This window comes from Clostridium sp. LIBA-8841 (assembly GCF_057782475.1).
Genome location: NZ_CM173488.1, coordinates 3,041,235 through 3,061,680 on the forward strand (window position 1 = coordinate 3,041,235; position 20,446 = coordinate 3,061,680).

The window sequence follows — 20,446 nt, forward strand, 5'->3', positions numbered from 1 at the left end:
TAAACATTTAGAAAGCAGAGGTGTTAGATTTGAAAGATAATAATATTATTGAATTAAAAGGAATAACTAAATCATATGGAAAAGATACAATTTTAGATAATCTTTCCTTAAACATTAAAAAGAATGAATTCCTAACTCTTTTAGGACCTAGTGGATGTGGTAAAACAACCACTTTAAAAATTATAGCTGGCTTTGAAACGGCAGATAGTGGTCAGGTGGTCTTTGAAAATAATATTATTAATGATATACCACCTTATGAAAGACAGTTAAACACTGTATTCCAAAAATATGCTTTATTTCCTCATATGAATGTATATGAAAATATAGCTTTTGGATTAAAATTAAAAAAATTACCTAAAAATGTTATAGATGAAAAAGTTAAAGAAATGCTTAAATTAGTTTCTCTTGAAGGATATGAAAAGAGAGATATTGAAGCACTTAGTGGTGGACAACAACAAAGAGTTGCTATAGCTAGAGCTTTAGTAAATGAACCAAAAGTCCTTTTATTAGATGAGCCACTTGGCGCATTAGATATGAAACTTAGAAAAGGTATGCAAATAGAACTTAAAAGAATACAACAAAAATTAGGTATTACCTTCATTTTTGTAACACATGACCAAGAAGAAGCTCTAACAATGTCAGATACAATAGTTGTTATGAATAAAGGAGAAATCCAACAAATGGGTAGTCCAGAGGATATATACAACGAACCTGCTAACTCATTTGTAGCAAAATTTATAGGTGAAAGTAATATAGTTGATGGAACTATGTTAGATGACTTTAAGGTTGAATTTGCAGGAAAAGTTTTTGACTGTGTTGATAAAGGTTTTGAAAAGAATGAGTCTATTGAAGTTGTAATAAGACCAGAAGACTTTGAAATGGTTAAATATGAAGAAGGTATGCTAAAAGGAACTGTTACTTCAGTTATCTTTAAAGGTGTTCACTATGAAATGGAAGTAAAGGATGAAAACTACACTTGGATATTACACAATACAAAACATGCTGAAGTTGGAGCTAAAATAGGCTTATCTCTTGACCCTGAAAGCATACATATAATGAAAAAAGAGAGTGATGTTTAGAAATGAAAAGTAATAATAAAAATTTATCCTTTGCAGCTTATCCATATGTCGTATGGAGTGCTATATTTATAGTTATACCTTTACTTTTAATAGTTTTCTTTAGTTTTACAAGTAAAGTTGATGGAAGATTTGTATTCTCTCTTGAAAACTTTCAAAGATTATTTGAGCCAATATATTTTGGAGTTTTTGTGCGTTCTATATGGCTTGCAGTTTTATCTACAGTATTATGCTTAATTTTAGGATATCCAATAGCTTATATAATTTCTAAGCTTCCTATGAAGAAAAGGAATATTTTAATACTTTTATTTATATTACCAATGTGGATGAACTTCTTACTTAGAACATATGCATGGATGGCTATACTTGGTACAGATGGTCTTATAAATACACTTTTAGGCTATATAGGTATAGGTCCTATAAAAATGCTATATACTGATGGAGCAATTTTACTTGGAATGGTATATAACTTCTTACCATTTATGGTTATACCAATATATACTGTACTTATAAAAATTGACAAAAACTTAGTTAATGCTGCTTATGATTTAGGAGCAAACAAGGCTCAAGCTTTTAGAAAAGTTATATTACCACTTAGTATTCCTGGAATAATTTCTGGAATAACAATGGTATTTATGCCAGCAGTTTCAAACTTCGTAATTCCAAACCTTCTAGGTGGAGGAAAATACATGCTAGTTGGTAACCTTATAGAACAACAATTTACAACTATAGGTAACTGGAACTTCGGTTCAGCCTTATCAATTTTTATGATGATATTAATATTAATTTCCATGGGATTCATGTCTAGATATGAAAAAAGTGGTAAAGAAGGAGGTAAACAGCTATGGTAAAAAAGTTAGGTGATTTTATTTCTAAATTTTATTTAGCTATAGTCTTTATATTTTTATACGCACCAATAGTAACTCTTATGATATTCTCATTTAACAGTACTAAGTCTATGGCTGTTTGGGGTGGATTTACTTTTGAGTGGTACACTTCCCTACTTCAAAATGAAAGAATATTAGAGGCACTTTACTATACTGTATTAATAGCAGTACTTGCTTCTGTTATAGCTACAATAATCGGTACTATAAGTGCTATAGGAATTAATAATATGAAAAGAGGTCCTAGAGCCTTACTTTTAAACGTAAACTACTTACCAGTATTAAATCCTGATATAGTTACTGGTGTTTCATTAATGACTTTATTTGCTCTTGCTGGCGCATTATTTGGTCTTAAGCCTGGTTTTGGAACTATGCTTTTAGCTCATATAACATTTGATATTCCTTATGTTATATTATCTGTTTTACCTAAGTTAAGACAATTGCCTCCAAACCTAACTGATGCGGCTTTAGATTTAGGAGCTACACCTTCTTATGCTTTAAGAAAGGTAATAATACCTCAAATAATGCCTGGTATAGCAGCGGGATTCTTAATAGCATTTACAATGTCAATAGATGACTTTGTTATAAGTTTCTTCACAACTGGGCCAGGAGTTTCAAACCTTTCTATAGAAATTTATTCTATGGCTAGAAGAGGTATTTCTCCGGAAATAAATGCACTTTCAACATTAATGTTTATTGTTGTCTTAGCATTACTTCTTATTGCTAATAAGAAGCAATCTTTAGTGAAAGGAGAGCGTTAATATGAAAATGAAAAAATTCTTAGCATTAGCTTGTACAACACTACTTTCAGCTTCTCTTTTTATAGGTTGTGGGCCAAAAAAAGATGAAGAAGTCACTCAAGATAACAATAGTAACGTTCTTTATGTTTATAACTGGGGAGACTATATTGACCCTGATCTTATTACAAAATTTGAAGATGAAACTGGAATAGATGTTAAATATGATGTTTTTGATACTAATGAGATAATGTATCAAAAACTTAAGAGTGGTAATGTATCTTATGATTTAATAATTCCTTCTGATTACATGATAGAAAAAATGAAAAGTGAAGATATGTTAGCTAAAATAGATTATTCTAACATTCCTAACTATAAATATATTGGTGAACAATTTAAAAACTTAGCTTATGATCCAACTAATGAATACTCCGTACCTTATATGTGGGGAACAGTAGGTATTATATATAATACAAAAAAAGTTACTGACCCAGTAGACAGCTGGAATATACTTTGGAACACTAAGTATAAAGATCAAGTAATAATGCCAGATAGTGTTAGAGATGCTATGGCAATTGCTGAGAAGAAACTTGGATACTCTCTAAACACTGAAAATCTTGATCAAATAGAAGCAGCTAAGAATGAACTTATGACTCAGAAAAAAGATGGCTTAATCTTAGCTTATATGGTTGACCAAGTTAAAGATGCTATGGTTGGCGGAGAAGCTTCTCTAGCTGTTGCTTGGTCTGGAGATGCCGTTACAATGATAGAAAGAAATCCTGATTTATCTTATGCTATTCCTAAGGAAGGTTCAAACAAATGGTTTGATGCCATTGCAATACCTAAAAATGCTCAGCACAAAGAAAATGCTGAAAAATTTATAAACTTCCTTTGTGAGCCTGAAAATGCTGAACAAAATGTAGAGTACATAGGATATTCTACTCCTAATACAGCGGCATACGATTTATTGCCTGAAGATATAAGAGACGATAAGGTTGCTTATCCTGATGAAGCTTCACTAAAAAACTGTGAGGTATTTGTTGATTTACCATCAGAAATACTTAGAAAATATGATGAAGCTTGGTTAGAAATCAAGTGTACCTATTAAAAAAATGCATGTGCTTTGCACATGCATTTTCTATTACCCACAAATTTCTTTACAAAAAACCTCTGGAAACCATAACTTTATTTCTCTATCTGCACTTTCTATTGAATCAGATGAATGAACTGAATTTTCTGTACCACTTAATGCAAATCTTCTTCTTATTGTTCCAAATTCAGCTTTCTCTGGATTTGTTGCACCATTCAGGGTTCTTACTTTTTTTATAGCATCTTCTCCTTCAAGAACTAATGCTACAAGAGGACTTCTTGTTATATATTTAATTAAAGAATCAAAGAAATGCTTACCCTTATGTTCTTCATAATGTTTTTCAGCAAATTCTTTAGTTATACGCTTCATTTCTATAGCTTTTATCTTTAGTCCTGCTCCTTCATAAACCTCTAATATTTTCCCTATTAAATCCCTTTCAACAGCATCAGGTTTTATTAAAACAAGACTTTTTTCTAACCTCATCAAAATTCCTCCTCAAAATTATTTCCCTTAGATATATTATACATATAATTTCCTATTTATGTAAACATTCACAGAGAAATTTATATAATTATTCATTGTTAATTTATTATTTCCATATTAAATGTAAAAATACATACTTTTTACTTAATATTCTAATTATAATATTATTTATAGGAGGTGTTTTCCATGATTAGAAAAGATTTTTTAGTAAGAGGTAGAGTTCAAGGGGTTGGCTTTAGGTTCTTTTGTAAATATCAAGCAAGCTTATTGTCCTTGACAGGTTATGCGAAAAATCTAGAAGATGGTAGCGTATTTATAGAAATACAAGGAGATGAAACCTCAATAAAAAAATTTAAATCAAATATTTTAAAAGGAAATGGTTTTTCTAAAATAATATCAATTGATGAAAAAGATCTACCTGTTGATTCACGTGAAAAAAGATTTTCTACATACTAAAAAATAAAGGGTAAATCAAAACTAGATTTACCCTTTATTTTTGTATCAACTAAATATCACAAGTATCCTGCTCTCTTCCATACCTTACACTACCATTAGTATCAAACTCATCACTTTTTTTGTAATAAACATAAGATAGATTATAAATTCTCCCACATATCCTCTATGCTATCATAGTCATCTAAAACTTCATCCATTAATTCTAAAGCATCTTCATTATTCCAAGTTTCACATTTTCTTATTTTATTTACCTTTATTATATTATCTTCTTTTCCTTCTTTCATAAGTACACATTCTTCACAAAGCTCTTTGTACTTTTTTAAATCTTCTCTTATAGTATTTTCCACCTCAATAGTTTTAACTCTATTATTATCCTCGTCTCTAAAATCTATAAGTATATTTTCTGAGTTAATTAAATTATTTAAAAACTCAAAATGCCAGTTAAATCCATAATTTAGCCATAAATCATAAGTATTTTCTTCATTATCCTCAAATCTAATCATTATAAGAAGTAAATCTAATTTTTTATTGCTTATAATACTACTCTTTAAGGCTACTAAAACATTGTCTCCAATCTCTTTTAAAGCATATAAATAATCTTTAACGAAAATTATTGGAACTACTCTATCATTAACTTCTACTAAAAGTGGTATTAAAGTTCCTACTTCACTTTCTTTTAAAATATCATCTACAGTTAGAACTGCCATAATATCACATCCTAAATATTAATTACTTGAAATATCTTATATTATATAAGATATATACCATAAATGCCATAATTAAAGCTTTACACCTCCACTCTTATTATTATTGTTATTATCCCCCATAGATGTTATAATTAAAAAAGTTTAATGAGACTTTAAAAATTAGGAGAGATGAAAATTGATTAAATTTAAGAAAAAGCTTTTAAGTTCACTATTAGTTGCTTTATCAGTATCATTATTTTCACCAGTAAAGACAACTGTACAAGCTGCTGAAACTCCTCAGCCTGATATAGTTGGTAAATATGCTGTCACAATTGATTACGATACTGGAGAAATTATTTATGCGAAAGGAATTGATGACAGAGCCTATCCAGCTAGTACAACAAAGGTAATGACAAGCCTTATCTTTGCTGAACATGCTACAAAGACAGATTCTTTTCCATATACTGCAGAAGCCAAAAGCCAACAACCATACACATTAAATGATAGCTTTGGTCCAATACCTGTTGGTGAGGGAATGAATGCTGATGATTTAATGAAAGCTTTACTTATGTTCTCAGCTAACGATTCAGCCTACGTAATTGCACAAGGTGTAGCTGGAAGCGCGCAAAAATTCAGTGATATGATGAATGAAGAAGTAAAAAAACTTGGGTTGAAAAATACTCATTTTGTTACTCCAAACGGATTACATAATGATGATCACTACTCAACAGCTTATGATTTAGCTGTTATTTTACAAAATGCTTATAAGAACCCTTGGGTAAGCGAAACTATGGGACTTAAAGAAAGTTCAATAACTGTAAACGGGAAAAAAGTACTTTTAGAAAATAGAAATAAAGAACTTGGTATCGACGGAAATATTGGTGGTAAAACTGGTTTTACAACTCCAGCAGGTAGATGTTTAGTATCAGTTTACGAAAGAAATGGTAGAAAAATAATAGGTACTGTTTTAGATTCTCAATATGATGCTAAGGACGAAATTGTATTTAATGATATGAAGAAAATTATTGATTATAGTTATTCTGTAGATAAAGTTCCTTACATAAAATCAGGAACAACAATAGATACTATTCCTGTTGAATACAAACTTTTCAGATGGTTTGGACCAACTAAAACAATAGATGTACCTTTTGTTGCAACTGAAAATATAGACTATTATGATAACTATGTAAATGAAAAAGAAACTTCTAAGTCAATAAACTTAAAAGGTATGAATGCTTGGCAATTAGCTTCTCATCCTGATTCAGCAGCTGTTACTGTAAAAGAAAGAGCTTACACTAAGGATTATCCTGTTAAAGCTGATATAGGTACATTTACACTTATAAAAGCTAACTTCTTAAGCTACTTAGGAATATTTGTTATAGCTGTTGTTATAGTTATATTAATATTACTTATCATAAGAGGAATAAACTTAAGAAAACGTAGAAGACGTAGAAGAAATATATTTTAATTTTAAATAAAAAAGATTTAGTCTAAGACTAAATCTTTTTTTATTATGAATTTAAATCTTTAATAAGCTTTAATATATCTAAAGGCTTGTCTACATAAAAATCCGGCTTACTTTCCTTTAATTTTTCTAGAGGTAATGCTGTGTATGTAACACCACATGTTTTAACTCCAGCATTTTTACCTGATAAAATATCATAAGGTGAATCTCCTACCATAATTGCTTCATCAGGAGTTACTCCTAAATCACTACAAGCCTTTAATACTGGCTCACTTTCTGGCTTATGTTTTTTAGTAACCTCAGGTGTTATAAAGGCATCAAAATAATCAAATATACCCATTAACTTTGCACCACGCTCTGCCATGTCTCTCTTTTTTGATGTTACCACAGCAAGTTTAATTCCATTACTCTTTAGAGTTTTTAACATTAAATCTACTCCATTAAAATCCTTACATTCATCATCATGTAATTCTAAATTTATTTTTCTATAACAATCTATCATTTCTTCTATTCTATTTTCATCATAAGCCTTAAAAGTTTCTTGTAATGGCTTACCATAATTCATGGTAATTTCTTCAACTGTTGGCTCTAAATTTAACATTGTTTTAAATGTATGTTGAAATGACTTTAATATTAACTCATTAGTATTTATCAGTGTTCCATCTAAATCAAATAGTACTGCCTTTATCATAAGAGTCTCCTTTTCTAACTTAAAAATTTGTATTATTTTCAATAATTATATCATAAAATTAAAAAAAATTTTAAAAACCCCTTCACAAATTAAGATTTATAGTATATATTAATTATTAAATAAACAAATTGTACAAAGCATTGATAGGAAGAAGTAATCCTGGGAAAGAGTTGCAGCGATTGAGGGACGGTGGAAGCCTCATACTATACCTTTGATGAAAAACATCCTTGAGCTTCTAACCGAACTTCAAAATTTATTTTGATTAGTAGACTTAGACGGGTTTCTTTCCGTTAAAAGAAGGACAGTGTTAAGATGCACTGTTATTAAGTGAGTGCTTTTGTACTAACATAGGTGGTACCGCGGAGATGATTATACAGCCTTCGTCCTATTAATATAGGATGATGGCTTTTTTTATTGTCTTCTTTTAGAAATTCAGTAAAACCACATATTGAATTTCATTCTTTTTTATACGTATAAAAACATTTTATAAATTTTAAGAACATGTTTGGGGCCAAACAAAAAGATTTATTTAAAAATAAGGTGTAGTAAAAAATCTATACATATCTACACTATTTAATTAAGGAGTTGTTTTAAATGGAAAAATTATTTATACCACAGGGCTATAAACCTTTATTATCACTTAGAGAAACTGAAGTTGCTATTAAGGAACTTAAGGACTTTTTTGAAGATTCTTTAGCGAAAAACTTAAACTTAACAAGAGTTTCTGCTCCACTTTTTGTAAATGAGTGTTCAGGATTAAATGATGACTTAAACGGAATAGAAAGACCAGTTAGCTTTGATATGAAAGCTATGCCAGAGCTTAACATACAAATAGTCCACTCTCTTGCTAAATGGAAAAGACTAGCCCTTCATAGATATGAGTTTGAACATGGTGAAGGTCTTTATACTGATATGAATGCCATAAGAAGAGATGAAGATTTAGATAACATTCACTCTATTTATGTTGACCAATGGGACTGGGAAAAAATAATAACTAAAGAAGAAAGAAATCTAGAAACTTTAAAAGAAACTGTAAAATCAATATATAAAGCTTTTAAAGATTCAGAGGATTTTATTGCCTCTAAATATCCTCATATAGAAAAAATTCTTCCTAAAGAAATTAAATTCATAACATCACAAGAGTTAGAGGATCGTTATCCAACCCTTACTGATAAAGAAAAAGAGACTGCAATATGTAAAGAATTTGGAGCAGTATTCATAATCGGAATAGGTGGAAAGCTAGCTTCTGGTAAAAAGCATGATGATAGAAGTCCAGACTACGATGATTGGACATTAAATGGAGACTTATTATTCTACTACCCTCTTTTTGATGAAGCAATAGAACTTTCATCAATGGGAATACGAGTTGATGAAGAAAGTCTTTTAAAGCAATTAGAAATTGCAGGCTGTGTGGATAGAAAAGATTTACCATTCCACAAAATGCTTCTTGAAGGAAAATTACCATACACTATTGGCGGAGGAATTGGTCAATCAAGAATTTGTATGTTCTTCCTAAGAAAAGCTCATATTGGAGAAGTTCAATCTTCTATGTGGGATGAAGATATGATAAGAAAATGTGAAGAAAACAACATACATTTATTATAATATTCTAGCATTTTTTTAAGTTAATTTATAAAATAAGTTATGTTTTGAACCAGTGTTGATTTTAGGAATATAATTTCACTATATTGAATTGCATAAGTTTAAGTTGTCAAATTAAAATTTTGACTTTCACTTAACTTAATCTTTTAAATTAACTTTAATATTTAAAAATTCAATATTATCCCTCTTACAAATATAGTATAATCTTCTTAATAAGCTAATATTTAAAAGGGGGATAATCATTATGAAAAAATCTGGTTTAAAAACCTTACTAAATGTTTTAGCAGTAATTGCTATATTTTTCTTAATGGTTAAAGTAAGCTTGCCAATGGGGAGCATCTTACTTGTATCATTTATAATATTTAAGATAACAATAAACAAACATCTAATACATATGTTTAAAGGAGCCAAACAATTAAAAGCTAATAATTTAGAAGAAGCTTTATCTTGCTATAGAAAAGCTGCTCTTTGTTCTAGCTCTAATGTAAAAGCCATAAAAACCTATGTATTCTTAGAATTAAAGACAGGTTCTTACGAGGAAGCTTTAGAAACATTAAAATCAATAATATCTAAAAGAAAATTCCTAGCAGATGCTGCCAATCAACTTGACTTACTTCAAGCAATACTTTATTGGAAACTAGGAGATATTAAAACATCTCTTCAAATTCTTGATGATTTAAAGGCAAATAATTTTAATTCTCTTGATTTCTATGAAGTTTATGGATATGTATTAATCCAAGATGAAAATTTTGAAAAAGCAATTTCAATAAGTAATGAAGGATTAAAAATTGATGATTTAAGTCAAATAATAAGAGCTAACCTTGGAGAAGTTTTTTATAAAATTGGTGATATTGAAAAAGCCTGCTTTTATTTCAACGAATTAATAGATGAATGTGCAAATTTTTCAGAACCTTATTATTTTATGGGAATTATATCAAAAGAAAAAGATGATTCTTACAAGGCTAAAGAGCTTTTAAACAAAGCTATTAAGTATGATGAGTCTATTCTAAGTAACCTATCAAAAAATGATATAGAAAACGCTTTAATAAGTATAAATCATTAATTATTGTGATATTTCATTATAGCTTAAATTTTAATTTCATTCTATAATGTATAAGGAACTTAAAAGTGGTTCCTTATATTTTTTTATTTAAAAAGGAAGTGATTATCTCGTGAAGCTTTTAAGAGAAATGCTTATTGTAGTATTTATATACTTTTTAGGAGAATTTATTTCTAAAAGTTTTATACATAGTGTGCCTGGTAATATTATAGGTATGTTAATATTATTAGTTTTACTATGTACTAAGGTTGTTAAAGTAGAAGCTATTGATTCTGTTGCTCAATTCTTCTTAGACCATTTGGCCTTCTTCTTTGTTCCTGCAGGGGTTGGACTTATGACATCCGTTGGGCTATTAGAAGGAAATATTCTTAAATTATTATTTATATGTATAGCTTCAACTTTTGTTGTAATAGGAGTTACAGGTTTAGTTGTCCAAGCTTTAATAAGAAGAAAAGAAAAAAAATTACTAGGAGATGAAGTTAATGAACAGCATTGTTAGTAACCCTTTATTCGGAATTTTATTAACTCTTTTTGCTTTCGAAATTGGTATGACCATTTATAAAAAGACTAAAATTCCAGTATTAAATCCTCTATTAATAGCGATTGCTATTGTAATTGCAGTGTTAGTTACTTTCCATATAAGCTTTGAAACTTATAATATTGGTGGTAACTTTATAAACGCATTTTTAGGACCAGCCACTGTAATTTTAGCAGTTCCATTATATAAACAGTTACAACTTCTAAAAGATCATTTTGTACCAATAATGACTGGAATCATTGTAGGAAGCTTAGCTTCTATGTGTTGTGTAGTTATAATGGGATATTTTTTAGGAATAAACCACGAGCTTATAGCTTCTTTAGTTCCAAAATCAGTTACAACTCCAATAGGTGTTGAAGTAGCTAGTGGACTTGGTGGAATACCATCAATTACAGTTATAGCTATAATAATAACTGGTATAACAGGTGCAGTTATAGCTCCTATGGTATGTAAAGTTCTTAAAATTGAGCATGAAGTTGCTATGGGTATTTCTATTGGAACCGCTGCCCATGCTGTTGGAACAACTAAAGCATTAGAAATAGGTGAAACTCATGGTGCTATGAGTTCATTATCTATAGGTGTAGCTGGATTAATAACAGTTTTCCTTGCACCACCAATATATATGCTAGCAGCATTCATATTAAAATTTGCCTAAATCCTAAACAGTGATAAAAATTCACTGTTTTTTTTATTTTTAAAGACTATATTCCTTAATTATAGAAATACTAAAAATATAAATCTATAAATTAAGGAGAATTAAAAATGAAAATATTAAAAAAGTTTTTAGGATTTTTTGCCTTAGCAGTCCTTTTAAATCCCAATACTCTAACCTTAAATGCAAGTACATTTCAAAAGGAATCTTCTTCTCAAAACAAAGAGATTCTATATGAAATCACAGCTTTCACAACAGAAAAGAATACTTTGAATCTAATAATTAATGAGCTATTCAAGGAAGATAACGCACTCTTTATAGATGCTTATTTTTTAAACACAACTGAAAGTACCACTTTCGAAAACTTAGAAAACTTTAATATCTCAGTTTATGATGCTAATGATAAAGAAGTTTTAAATAAAACCTTTAAAAGTGTTGTTATCCCTAAAGGTCTTCCCCCTCAACAGGGAAGAAAAATCTTATTCCCTATAGAAAAGGATTTTTACAATTTACAAGATAAGGACTTATCAAAATTATCTTATAAATTCACTTTTGATTATATTTAAAAACTTATAATAAAAAAATCTATAAATAGTCTAAAGAGAATTTCCGTATAAATTTTAGAATTTAAGTAATTAAGAAAAGCCTTTGCCTTAAGCCAATGAAATTTTATTAGTATTAAACACTTTTTCTTTTAATAAAAATATATTAAGTTTAAGATACAAAATCAAAAATTTGTATTTACACTTAAGTTTTCAATGGTTAGCAAAGCCTTTAAATTAATTGCTATAAAATCTTAGAAAAATATTATAATTCTCTTAAATATATTTATAGATTTTCTTTATACTCTTTTAATATTTAAATCTCTATTTATTTAATTTCCTCTATAAAGTTATTCACTTAAATAAACTCCATTCTCCATGTGAAATAACCTTTTTCCTCATCTTTTTCATATATGAAATATGCTGCAAAAGTATTTCCCTTTCTACTTTTTAGATTTCTAAACCCAACCTTTCCATTAGCTAATAGAAGTCTTACCATTTGAGGAGTAACTTGTTTTCCAAAGGAAGTTATATACTTATCATTTTTCCATATAGTATATTTACATCCATTTTTCCAGTTTACACATCCAAAGCCTTTTTCTCCTTCTACAACAGGATTTCCACAGTTAGGACAAGTTCCCAAAACCTCTACTCCTTCCGGTGCCTCAACCTTAAAATGCTTTGCCATAGAATCATCTTTCTTTATAGCATTAACACCTTCTATAGTAAAGCTTCTTATAAGTTCTAGGAAATCTTCCTTTTTAACCTTCCCTCTTTCTATATCTGAAAGGGTTTTCTCTAACCTTCCTGTGTACTCTAAGTCTAGAAGTTCCTTAACAGGGAATATTTCAACTATTGTTCTACCAAGCTCTGTACAAGTTAAACTCTTACCTTTTGTAGTAATATATCCTACGTCCTTAAGCTTTTTAATTGTCTCAGCTCTAGTAGCTGGTGTTCCTATACTAAATCCACTTAATATTGAAGCCATCATTTCTTCACTATCTTCCTCTGCATCTTCTTTAAAACTCTTACCACAAGTCTCCATAACTCTAAGTAATGTCTTTTCTGTATGCTTTTTAGGTGGTTTTTTAGTAACCTTATTTATTTTACTATCTACTAAATCAACTATTTCTTTTTCATTTACCATTGGAAGTATTGTATCTTTACTATCTATCTTTTCAACAACTCTCCATCCCTCAATAAGCTGAACTTTTCCTTTTGAAATAAATACCCCTTTAACTTCTGAATCATTTACCTTTGAAGTTATCTTAGTCTCTTCAAATTCAGCTACAGGCATAAACTGCATTAAAAATCTATTTTTTACTGCCGTATAGACTATTTTCTCATCTTGAGTTAAATTATTAGGTTTCATATATGTTGGTACTATAGCACTATGGCTTTCAACCTTTGAATTATCAAAAACTCTTTTACTTTGAACAAACTTTATTTGATTCTCATAAGGTAATCCAACCTTAAGCTTCTCAAGGACATTTCTAGTCCTATCAACTAAACTTTCTTCTAAGGCCATACTTCCTGTTCTAGGATAAGTTATAAACTTCTTTTCATATAAAGACTGAGCTACTTTTAAAACCTTATCTGAAGTCCATCCTTTATATTTACTTGTTACATATCCTTGAAGATTAGAAAGATTAAATAAGAATGGTGGATATTCTTTTTTTCTTTCTGTTTGCTTCTCAATTATCTCGGCATTCTTATCTTTTATTTTTTCTTTTATTTCATCTAGAACTTTTTTATCTTCAAACTTCTCAGAGTTATTTTCATAATAAGTTCCTTCAAATTCCTCATTTTTTGAAGTTTTAAATGTGCCATTTAACTTATAATAAGCACTTGATTTAAAGTTTTCTATTTCTTTATCTCTATCATAAATTATTTTTAAAGTAGGTAAAAGTACCCTTCCTATGTTTAATATTTGTCCGTCATTTAATTTATACTTTATGGTTGTAACAGAAGTTAAGTTTATTCCTATTATCCAATCTGCCCACTGTCTTCCTATACCAGCATCTTGTAATGATTGCATATCTTCATTAGGCTTTAACTTCTCCATTCCTTTTTTAACTTCATCCGGTGTCCATTCATTTAATAAAAGTCTATAAACAGGTTTCTTTTCCTTGAAATACAGGAAAATTTCATCTGCAATTACTTGTCCTTCTCTATCAAAGTCAGTAGCAGAAATTACTCCATCTACATCATCTCTATCTATAAGTCCTTTTATTATCTTTATTTGCTTTTCGGCACCCTTATCAATCATATTTCTATTTAAAGAATCTTGTTTTATTTTATATTTAAATACCTCTGGAATGAAAGGAAACTTTTCCATCCTCCATCCCTTCATGTTCTCATCATAATCCTTTGCATCAAATAACTGCAATAAGTGTCCAAAAGCCCATGTTATAAGATATTGTTCGCCTTCAAAATATCCATCTTTTCTTTTTTTTATGTTAAAAGCATCTGCAATATTTCTAGCAACAGATGGTTTCTCTGCAATTATTACCTTCTTCAAAGTATCACTCCTAATTATCATCCTTTTGTTCTATGAATCGTTATGTACTCCCTATTATCTATCTTTGACATATTTAAAAATTTATTTCACTCTATTGAAATAATAAACTCACAGCCTACAAGACTGTGAGTATTCATTTATCTAAAATATATTAATTCTATGCTATGGTTTAAACTAAATTCAAAACATTATTTATTATAATATAAAATGACGTTTATTCATAGTCTTTATAAACTACCTCTCCATTTATAATTGTATAAATGGTTTTTGTAGCTATTTCAAAAGGACTTCCATCTAAAATTACTAAGTCCCCATCCTTATCTTCTTTTAAGCTTCCAACTCTTTCATCTATGCCTATTATTTCAGCGGGATTTATTGTTATTGCTTCTAATGCTTCATTAAAAGTAAGTCCCTCTTTCATGGCCATGGCTGCACAAAGTGGTAAATTATCTATTGTTACTACTGGATGATCTGTAGTTATGGCAATCTTAATGCCTTTTTCAACTAATGCCTTCGGTGTTTTAAATGTTTTATTTAAAGTTTCTGCTTTTCCATTAAAACTTAAAGTTGGACCAACTATAGCATCTAGATTTTCTTTCTTAATATAATCACTTATTAATTGTCCTTCTGTACAATGATCTAAAGTCAATTTAAGATTAAACTCCTTGGCTATTCTTATAGCAGTTAAAATGTCATCTGCTCTATGTGCATGAGCTTTCATAGGTATTTCTCTATTAAGTAATGGAAGAAGAGCTTCATATTTTAAATTCTTATTGAAATCTTTATCCTCTATTTCAGCATCAATCTTTCTATTTTTATAATTAATGGCCTCTGTTAATGTTTCTCTTAATAAAGCTGCAATAGCCATTCTTGTATTAGGCATCTTATTCTTTCCTGAATAAACTCTTTTTGGATTTTCTCCAAAAGCAACCTTTATTGCCACAGGCTCTTTTATAACCATATCATCAATACATATTCCATTTGTTTTTACTGCAGCAAATTGCCCACCTATTATGTTAGCACTTCCTGGTCCAATTACAGCTGTAGTAACTCCTGCCTTTCTTGCACATTGAAATCCTCCATCAAATGGATTTATTCCATCTATAGCTCTCATTTGTGGCGTTATAGGATCACTCATTTCATTTGTTCCATTTCCAGCTCCCTTATTCCCCTCTTCATGTAATCCAAGGTGACAATGAGCCTCTATAAAACCTGGAAAAACAAATAATCCATGGGCATCAATAACCTCTTCATCCTCTATGTATTGACTTAAATCTTCCGCAATTTTATCTATTTTTCCATCCCTAATTAAAATATCACCCTTCTCATACACTTTACTTTGTTCACAGGTAAATATCTTTCCATTTCTAATTAACATCTTTTCTCCCCCTTTTATTTATTAATTATAGCACTAAATAATTAATCCCTCTTATTCTATAAAAATAAAAGGGATTTTTAATTACATTTCATTTAGCATCCATATGAAAAAATTCAATACTCCAGCAAAAGAAACCCATATTATATAAGGAATCATTAAAATTCCTGCTATTTTATCAAATTTAAAAAACTTAATTGTGGTTATAACTATAAATATTAATAGTATTATAAGTTCTATAAATGCTAATCCGTATAGTTTAAAGTAAAAAAATACTATGCTCCATGCAAAATTTAATAGGAGTTGTACAATATAAAACCAAAGTGCAGCCTTTGTCTTTTCTCCTTGTTTATGCCTTAAATATATTCTGTAAGCTGCGATTCCCATAAGTATATATAAAATAGTCCATACTATTGGGAATACCTCTGATGAAGGAGCAAACCATGGTTTATTGAGGTTATCGTATATTTCTGTACTTCCTTTTATAAACCTTCCAATAACAAATCCGCCACCTAGTGTTATTAATAAACTTATTATGATATCTCCTAAATTGAATTTTCCATTGACCTTAAAGATATTCACATATATCACCTCTCAGGTAATTATATGTGTTTCTTCTGATATATATTATATGTATATATCAGAAAATTCAATTTCAGCTTTTTCCATTAAATTATAGTAATTATTATTAAATACATGTTCTATTCTTTCAGTTTCCTTAAATAAATCTACATCATAAAAATACAATTTAAATCTATTACCATAATCTCCATGTATTTCTACCCTTAAATCTCCTCCTTGCATTTTCATTAAAGACTTACTTATATAAAGTCCTAATCCACTGCCTTCTTGAGTTCTATTTAAAGCTTTATTATTTTTTGTAAATTTGTCAAATATATATTTTTGCTCATCATAGCTTATAGCAATTCCATCATTTTCTATCATTATTACAAGGTCTTTCTCTTCAAAATATATCTTTACATATATATTTCCATTTACTTCTCCATACTTAACTGAATTAGACAATATATTTAATATTATTCTTTCTAAAAACTCTCTATCAATAGCTACAAATATTTCTTCAAAATCTGGATCAAAAATAAAATTAATTTTTTTCTTTTTTATATACTCTGCGGATGCATCTAATATATTTTCAACAACATCAACTATATTAAGAACCATAACATTAGCTTCTATCTGCCCTTCTGATATCTTATTAGCATCAATAAAATTATTTATTGTTCTTATAAGTCTTAAACAATTCTGTTTAATTACTAAGTTATTTCTTTCTATAGATTCAATATTTTGCTTTTCTATATTTAAATTATTTAGTTGAAGAGCTGAATTTATTACATTTATAGGAGTCCTTAATTCATGACATATATTAGTAAAGAATTCTCCCTTTATATTTTCTTCCTCTAATTTTTCTGTTAAATATTTATTTATTCTTAAAATATTATTTTTCTTCGTAACATCATTTATAATTATAAATTCATAATTATCTCCAAAAGGTATTTTATAAACTTCTCCATTAGAATATCCACCATTAATATTCTTAAAAATTATTTCTTTGTGCGAATCTATACTACTCTTTTCTTTTGAATAAACTTGCTTTTTTAATATTCTTTTCTTTAAAACTTCCATACTTTCAGATAAAATAAATTCTCTATCACTAATTCCTAAAAAATTCAATGCTTCATTATTTAAATAGAACAGTTTCTCTTCTTTAAAAATAAAGATATAATCTCCAATTATAGAAACTATTTTATTAAATAATCGTTCTTCTCTACCTAGAAGCCTCTCTAACTCTTTTAGTTCATCTATTTTCTTCTGTAAATACCTTTTATTCTTTTTATATTCTTCTCTTTTTAAGATCATTATTTTATTAATATCATTAAAATTCTTATTTAATGAGAATCTTATTATTCCTTCTACTAAAATATAAAAGGCTGAAAAATCTAATATTTGACTAAAAAAAACATCTAATATACTTGTATTTTTGATATCATCAAGATTATTTAAAAGTATAATATTACCTACTGAAAATAACAAAATATATCCAATTAAGTAATAAAAAAATTTATCAGATGTATTACCTTCATCCATAAAAATCATTATAAGTAATACTACAAATAAAAGAACAACAAATATAAACATAAAATTATTTATATTTACCTCCTTAAGAATAGCTCTCATTAATTTTACGTTATTTGCTATAATTACATAAATAATATTAAAAACAATATTTGATATTAATAAAATAATATTTAATTTTTTAAAGTCTATATTCTTTTTCTTACCTAGAATTATTACAAGCGTAACAAAGTATTGAAGTAGTACACTTATTACTTTATAAATTACCATGCTATCCGTTACGTATGCTTCTGCTTTAGTAATCAAATAAAAGAATTTCGGTATAGTGAACCAATAAATTCCTATATTAACAAAGTAAATTAAATTATTTTTATTATTTATCCTACTACTTATTCCTATTAGTAATGTAGTGCCTAACATTACAACTGTAGCTAAATCTAGAAATTTATAAAATGAGATATATTTTTCTGTTCCTCTAAACAATAATGCTGATATTATTATTATTATATATATTAACCTTAAGATATAATATTGTAACTTAGGATTTTCATATTCTACTTTATATTCCACATTCTTTCTCCCTATTAAATTCCAATCTTATATTTGTTCCTGTATCCTTAATTGAATTTATCTTTATAATTCCATTTTGTAATTCAACTAAGTTCTTAACAATATATAGCCCAATACCTGTGCTTTTGTTTTTCAAACCCTTTTTATTCTTATTTCCCTTGCTATATCTTAAGAAAGCTCTTTCTAAGAACTCCTTATCCATGCCTTCCCCTGTATCTGTAAAGCTAATAACAACTTTATTTTTGCTTGCTTTAATCTCTACTCCAATTCCACCTTCAATTGTATGCTTTATTGAATTTGAAATTAAGTTTAAAACTATTCTCTGAATAAACTCTTGATCACACTTAACATACACTTCTTCTTCATTAGTATCGAAAATATATGTTAATTTTTTTTCCTTGATATATTCAGATAAATTCCCAATTGAATCTTCAATCAAAGTTACTATATTATAAATTTTTAAATTTGGTTTCAAATAATCATAATTAATTTTCGATGAATCGATTAAATTGTTCGCTAATCTCATCAAGGTTATGCAATTTTCTTTATTAACTTGATTATAATAATCAACTTTTTTAATATTCTTCTCAATATAAAACTTTTCCTGTACCTGAGCTGACGAATATATAACATTTATAGGAGTTTTTAAATCATGAGAAATACTTGATAAAAAATCATTTTTTATTTGTTCCTCTAAAGTCCTTTTCCTTAAATTATCTTTTATCTTTTCTGAACATTTTAATTCAGTTATATTTTTTAATGCTATTATTAAATAATCCTCTTTGTCCATTAAAACTTCTAATTCCCAAAATACTTCTACTCCACAAACCACAAGTGAAGCTTCTCCTTTTCTTGTTAACAGAAGCTCTTCTTTATTCCTAACATTTATTATTTTAAATAAATTTTTATTTATAATCTCTCTTTTATTTTTTAACTTTAATTCATGTAATAATTTTTTGTTTACTGTAAAAATTCTATAATTACTACTCTTCAAAATTACCATAGACATAGGTATACTATCTAAAAAATTCTTAAAATAACTTTCCATATCCCTTACTTTCTTCTTAAATTCTTTAAACTCATTATTACTTTCTTCCATACGCTTATTTAATATTTCAAGCTTTTGATTTTTATCAATTACATCCCTATGTAAAGTCTCATAGGGCTTTCTAATCATCATATCTGAAATCCAAACATATACAATAAAATATACTAATATTTTCAATATATCATTTAATAAAATCAAAAATTCTAAACTAAATCTATAAGTCAAAAAATCTAATATTATTAATAAGAAGTTTGTTAAAACTAATAGCTTTAAATGATTTAATAAATTATTTTCGTAGAGCTTAAAATCTCTCAAAACATATAAAATCATTGAAAGTAATACTATGGATATACTCCAAAAAATATACATATTATTAAAAAATATACTAATGAAAGCAATACTAGCTAAAAAATAAATTATTTTCTTAGTTTTTGATTCTATATTTTTTACATATGTTATAACTAGAAAACAATATATACTTTCTAAAATAACACATACAGAAACACTTTTTAACTTAGTATATTCCAGTATTTCATACTCTCTAAAAGATATTATTAAATATATTAATGTATTAAACTTTGATAAAGCAATAATCAATAAGTAAATACTTATTAACTTAAAAATCTTCTTATTAGAAAATTTAAACACTGTTGTAGCAATAAACGTTGTAGCAAACATCAATATAGTTTCAATAATTGTAGATATATCAATAGCAGCATATGGATTAAAAATATATAATGTACATAAAAGAAATATTATTCCAATAAAAATATTAATTAAACTACGTACTTTACTCAAATTTAAATACATATAATCATTTCCCATACATTCCAACATCTTCACTCCCTCTTAAAAATAATCATACAAATATACATT

At 27.9% G+C, this 20,446-nt stretch carries 19 protein-coding genes and 1 other annotated feature; of the genes, 11 read left to right on the forward strand and 8 right to left on the reverse strand.

The features are described 5' to 3' along the window. Positions 1-29 precede the first annotated feature (29 nt). The 4 genes from potA to AC2A4K_RS13350 are packed head-to-tail and all read left to right on the forward strand — an operon-like array spanning position 30 to position 3,805. Positions 30-1,079 (forward strand): spermidine/putrescine ABC transporter ATP-binding protein, encoded by a 1,050-nt coding sequence (potA, locus tag AC2A4K_RS13335; protein ID WP_322502978.1) that lies wholly within the window; start codon positions 30-32, stop codon positions 1,077-1,079. A 2-nt stretch (positions 1,080-1,081) separates the two neighbouring features. Continuing rightward, a complete protein-coding gene (locus AC2A4K_RS13340) occupies positions 1,082-1,927 on the forward strand; it encodes an ABC transporter permease (RefSeq protein ID WP_322502979.1) in 846 nt (281 codons plus the stop codon). After that, positions 1,921-2,721, forward strand: coding sequence for an ABC transporter permease (locus AC2A4K_RS13345; protein WP_322502980.1), 801 nt, complete (start codon positions 1,921-1,923; stop codon positions 2,719-2,721). The genes AC2A4K_RS13340 and AC2A4K_RS13345 overlap by 7 nt, the downstream gene beginning before the upstream one ends. Before the next feature lies 1 nt (position 2,722). After that, complete coding sequence (locus AC2A4K_RS13350; RefSeq protein ID WP_322502981.1) at positions 2,723-3,805, forward strand: ABC transporter substrate-binding protein; 1,083 nt, start codon at positions 2,723-2,725, stop codon at positions 3,803-3,805. Positions 3,806-3,838: 33 nt separating this feature from the next. Here the strand turns inward: AC2A4K_RS13350 and ndk are convergent, their stop codons facing one another. Then, positions 3,839-4,270, reverse strand: coding sequence for a nucleoside-diphosphate kinase (gene ndk / locus AC2A4K_RS13355; RefSeq protein WP_322502982.1), 432 nt, complete (start codon positions 4,268-4,270; stop codon positions 3,839-3,841). A 186-nt stretch (positions 4,271-4,456) separates the two neighbouring features. On the opposite strand from ndk, the gene AC2A4K_RS13360 reads away from it, so the two are divergent. Next, complete coding sequence (locus tag AC2A4K_RS13360) at positions 4,457-4,726, forward strand: acylphosphatase (RefSeq protein WP_322502983.1); 270 nt, start codon at positions 4,457-4,459, stop codon at positions 4,724-4,726. 140 nt (positions 4,727-4,866) lie between these two features. On the opposite strand, the gene AC2A4K_RS13365 is transcribed toward AC2A4K_RS13360, so the two are convergent. Then, positions 4,867-5,433 carry a hypothetical protein gene (locus tag AC2A4K_RS13365; protein WP_322502984.1) on the reverse strand — a complete coding sequence of 189 codons (567 nt, stop codon included), beginning with the start codon at positions 5,431-5,433 and terminating at the stop codon, positions 4,867-4,869. A 175-nt stretch (positions 5,434-5,608) separates the two neighbouring features. Here AC2A4K_RS13365 and AC2A4K_RS13370 point away from each other — a divergent pair, with 175 nt between their 5' ends. Next, complete coding sequence (locus AC2A4K_RS13370; RefSeq protein WP_322502985.1) at positions 5,609-6,880, forward strand: D-alanyl-D-alanine carboxypeptidase family protein; 1,272 nt, start codon at positions 5,609-5,611, stop codon at positions 6,878-6,880. A 43-nt stretch (positions 6,881-6,923) separates the two neighbouring features. Here the strand turns inward: AC2A4K_RS13370 and ppaX are convergent, their stop codons facing one another. Beyond that, positions 6,924-7,568 (reverse strand): pyrophosphatase PpaX, encoded by a 645-nt coding sequence (gene ppaX / locus AC2A4K_RS13375; RefSeq protein WP_322502986.1) that lies wholly within the window; start codon positions 7,566-7,568, stop codon positions 6,924-6,926. 131 nt (positions 7,569-7,699) lie between these two features. Continuing rightward, positions 7,700-7,959: a binding site (T-box leader), on the forward strand. Between the two features lie 203 nt (positions 7,960-8,162). Between ppaX and asnA the strand changes: the two genes are divergently transcribed. The 5 genes from asnA (at position 8,163) to AC2A4K_RS13400 (ending at position 11,986) form a co-directional block, all read left to right on the forward strand. Then, positions 8,163-9,173, forward strand: a complete 1,011-nt coding sequence (asnA, locus tag AC2A4K_RS13380) for an aspartate--ammonia ligase (protein ID WP_322502987.1) — start codon at positions 8,163-8,165, stop codon at positions 9,171-9,173. Between the two features lie 241 nt (positions 9,174-9,414). Beyond that, positions 9,415-10,233, forward strand: a complete 819-nt coding sequence (locus tag AC2A4K_RS13385; protein ID WP_322502988.1) for a tetratricopeptide repeat protein — start codon at positions 9,415-9,417, stop codon at positions 10,231-10,233. A gap of 109 nt (positions 10,234-10,342) precedes the next feature. Beyond that, entirely contained in the window at positions 10,343-10,729 is a 387-nt protein-coding gene (locus AC2A4K_RS13390) for a CidA/LrgA family protein (RefSeq protein WP_322502989.1), read from the forward strand. Further along, complete coding sequence (locus AC2A4K_RS13395; protein ID WP_322502990.1) at positions 10,713-11,423, forward strand: LrgB family protein; 711 nt, start codon at positions 10,713-10,715, stop codon at positions 11,421-11,423. The genes AC2A4K_RS13390 and AC2A4K_RS13395 overlap by 17 nt, the downstream gene beginning before the upstream one ends. A 107-nt stretch (positions 11,424-11,530) precedes the next feature. Then, positions 11,531-11,986, forward strand: a complete 456-nt coding sequence (locus tag AC2A4K_RS13400) for a hypothetical protein (RefSeq protein ID WP_322502991.1) — start codon at positions 11,531-11,533, stop codon at positions 11,984-11,986. A 334-nt stretch (positions 11,987-12,320) separates the two neighbouring features. Here AC2A4K_RS13400 and AC2A4K_RS13405 read toward each other — a convergent pair whose 3' ends face one another. The 5 genes from AC2A4K_RS13405 to AC2A4K_RS13425 all read right to left on the reverse strand — a co-directional run bounded on the left by AC2A4K_RS13405 (position 12,321) and on the right by AC2A4K_RS13425 (position 20,407). After that, complete coding sequence (locus AC2A4K_RS13405) at positions 12,321-14,483, reverse strand: type IA DNA topoisomerase (protein WP_322502992.1); 2,163 nt, start codon at positions 14,481-14,483, stop codon at positions 12,321-12,323. Between the two features lie 214 nt (positions 14,484-14,697). Further along, complete coding sequence (locus AC2A4K_RS13410) at positions 14,698-15,861, reverse strand: amidohydrolase (RefSeq protein WP_322502993.1); 1,164 nt, start codon at positions 15,859-15,861, stop codon at positions 14,698-14,700. 81 nt (positions 15,862-15,942) lie between these two features. Beyond that, positions 15,943-16,440, reverse strand: a complete 498-nt coding sequence (locus AC2A4K_RS13415; RefSeq protein ID WP_322502994.1) for a TspO/MBR family protein — start codon at positions 16,438-16,440, stop codon at positions 15,943-15,945. Positions 16,441-16,485: 45 nt separating this feature from the next. After that, the gene (locus tag AC2A4K_RS13420) at positions 16,486-18,522 is read right to left on the reverse strand and encodes a sensor histidine kinase (protein ID WP_322502995.1); all 2,037 of its coding nucleotides are present in this window, start codon (positions 18,520-18,522) and stop codon (positions 16,486-16,488) included. Continuing rightward, positions 18,512-20,407 carry a sensor histidine kinase gene (locus AC2A4K_RS13425; RefSeq protein ID WP_322502996.1) on the reverse strand — a complete coding sequence of 632 codons (1,896 nt, stop codon included), beginning with the start codon at positions 20,405-20,407 and terminating at the stop codon, positions 18,512-18,514. The genes AC2A4K_RS13420 and AC2A4K_RS13425 overlap by 11 nt, the downstream gene beginning before the upstream one ends. Between the last annotated feature and the right edge of the window lie 39 nt (positions 20,408-20,446).

Bases quoted from the DNA above. Each gene is read 5' to 3' on its own strand.
- ndk (WP_322502982.1), bottom strand. From the start codon at position 4,270: ATGAGGTTAGAAAAAAGTCTTGTTTTAATAAAACCTGATGCTGTTGAA.
- AC2A4K_RS13350 (WP_322502981.1), top strand. From the start codon at position 2,723: ATGAAAATGAAAAAATTCTTAGCATTAGCTTGTACAACACTACTTTCA.
- AC2A4K_RS13345 (WP_322502980.1), top strand. From the start codon at position 1,921: ATGGTAAAAAAGTTAGGTGATTTTATTTCTAAATTTTATTTAGCTATA.
- AC2A4K_RS13385 (WP_322502988.1), top strand. From the start codon at position 9,415: ATGAAAAAATCTGGTTTAAAAACCTTACTAAATGTTTTAGCAGTAATT.
- ppaX (WP_322502986.1), bottom strand. From the start codon at position 7,568: ATGATAAAGGCAGTACTATTTGATTTAGATGGAACACTGATAAATACT.
- AC2A4K_RS13410 (WP_322502993.1), bottom strand. From the start codon at position 15,861: ATGTTAATTAGAAATGGAAAGATATTTACCTGTGAACAAAGTAAAGTG.
- AC2A4K_RS13400 (WP_322502991.1), top strand. From the start codon at position 11,531: ATGAAAATATTAAAAAAGTTTTTAGGATTTTTTGCCTTAGCAGTCCTT.
- AC2A4K_RS13395 (WP_322502990.1), top strand. From the start codon at position 10,713: ATGAACAGCATTGTTAGTAACCCTTTATTCGGAATTTTATTAACTCTT.
- asnA (WP_322502987.1), top strand. From the start codon at position 8,163: ATGGAAAAATTATTTATACCACAGGGCTATAAACCTTTATTATCACTT.
- AC2A4K_RS13365 (WP_322502984.1), bottom strand. From the start codon at position 5,433: ATGGCAGTTCTAACTGTAGATGATATTTTAAAAGAAAGTGAAGTAGGA.
- AC2A4K_RS13360 (WP_322502983.1), top strand. From the start codon at position 4,457: ATGATTAGAAAAGATTTTTTAGTAAGAGGTAGAGTTCAAGGGGTTGGC.
- AC2A4K_RS13340 (WP_322502979.1), top strand. From the start codon at position 1,082: ATGAAAAGTAATAATAAAAATTTATCCTTTGCAGCTTATCCATATGTC.
- AC2A4K_RS13425 (WP_322502996.1), bottom strand. From the start codon at position 20,407: ATGTTGGAATGTATGGGAAATGATTATATGTATTTAAATTTGAGTAAA.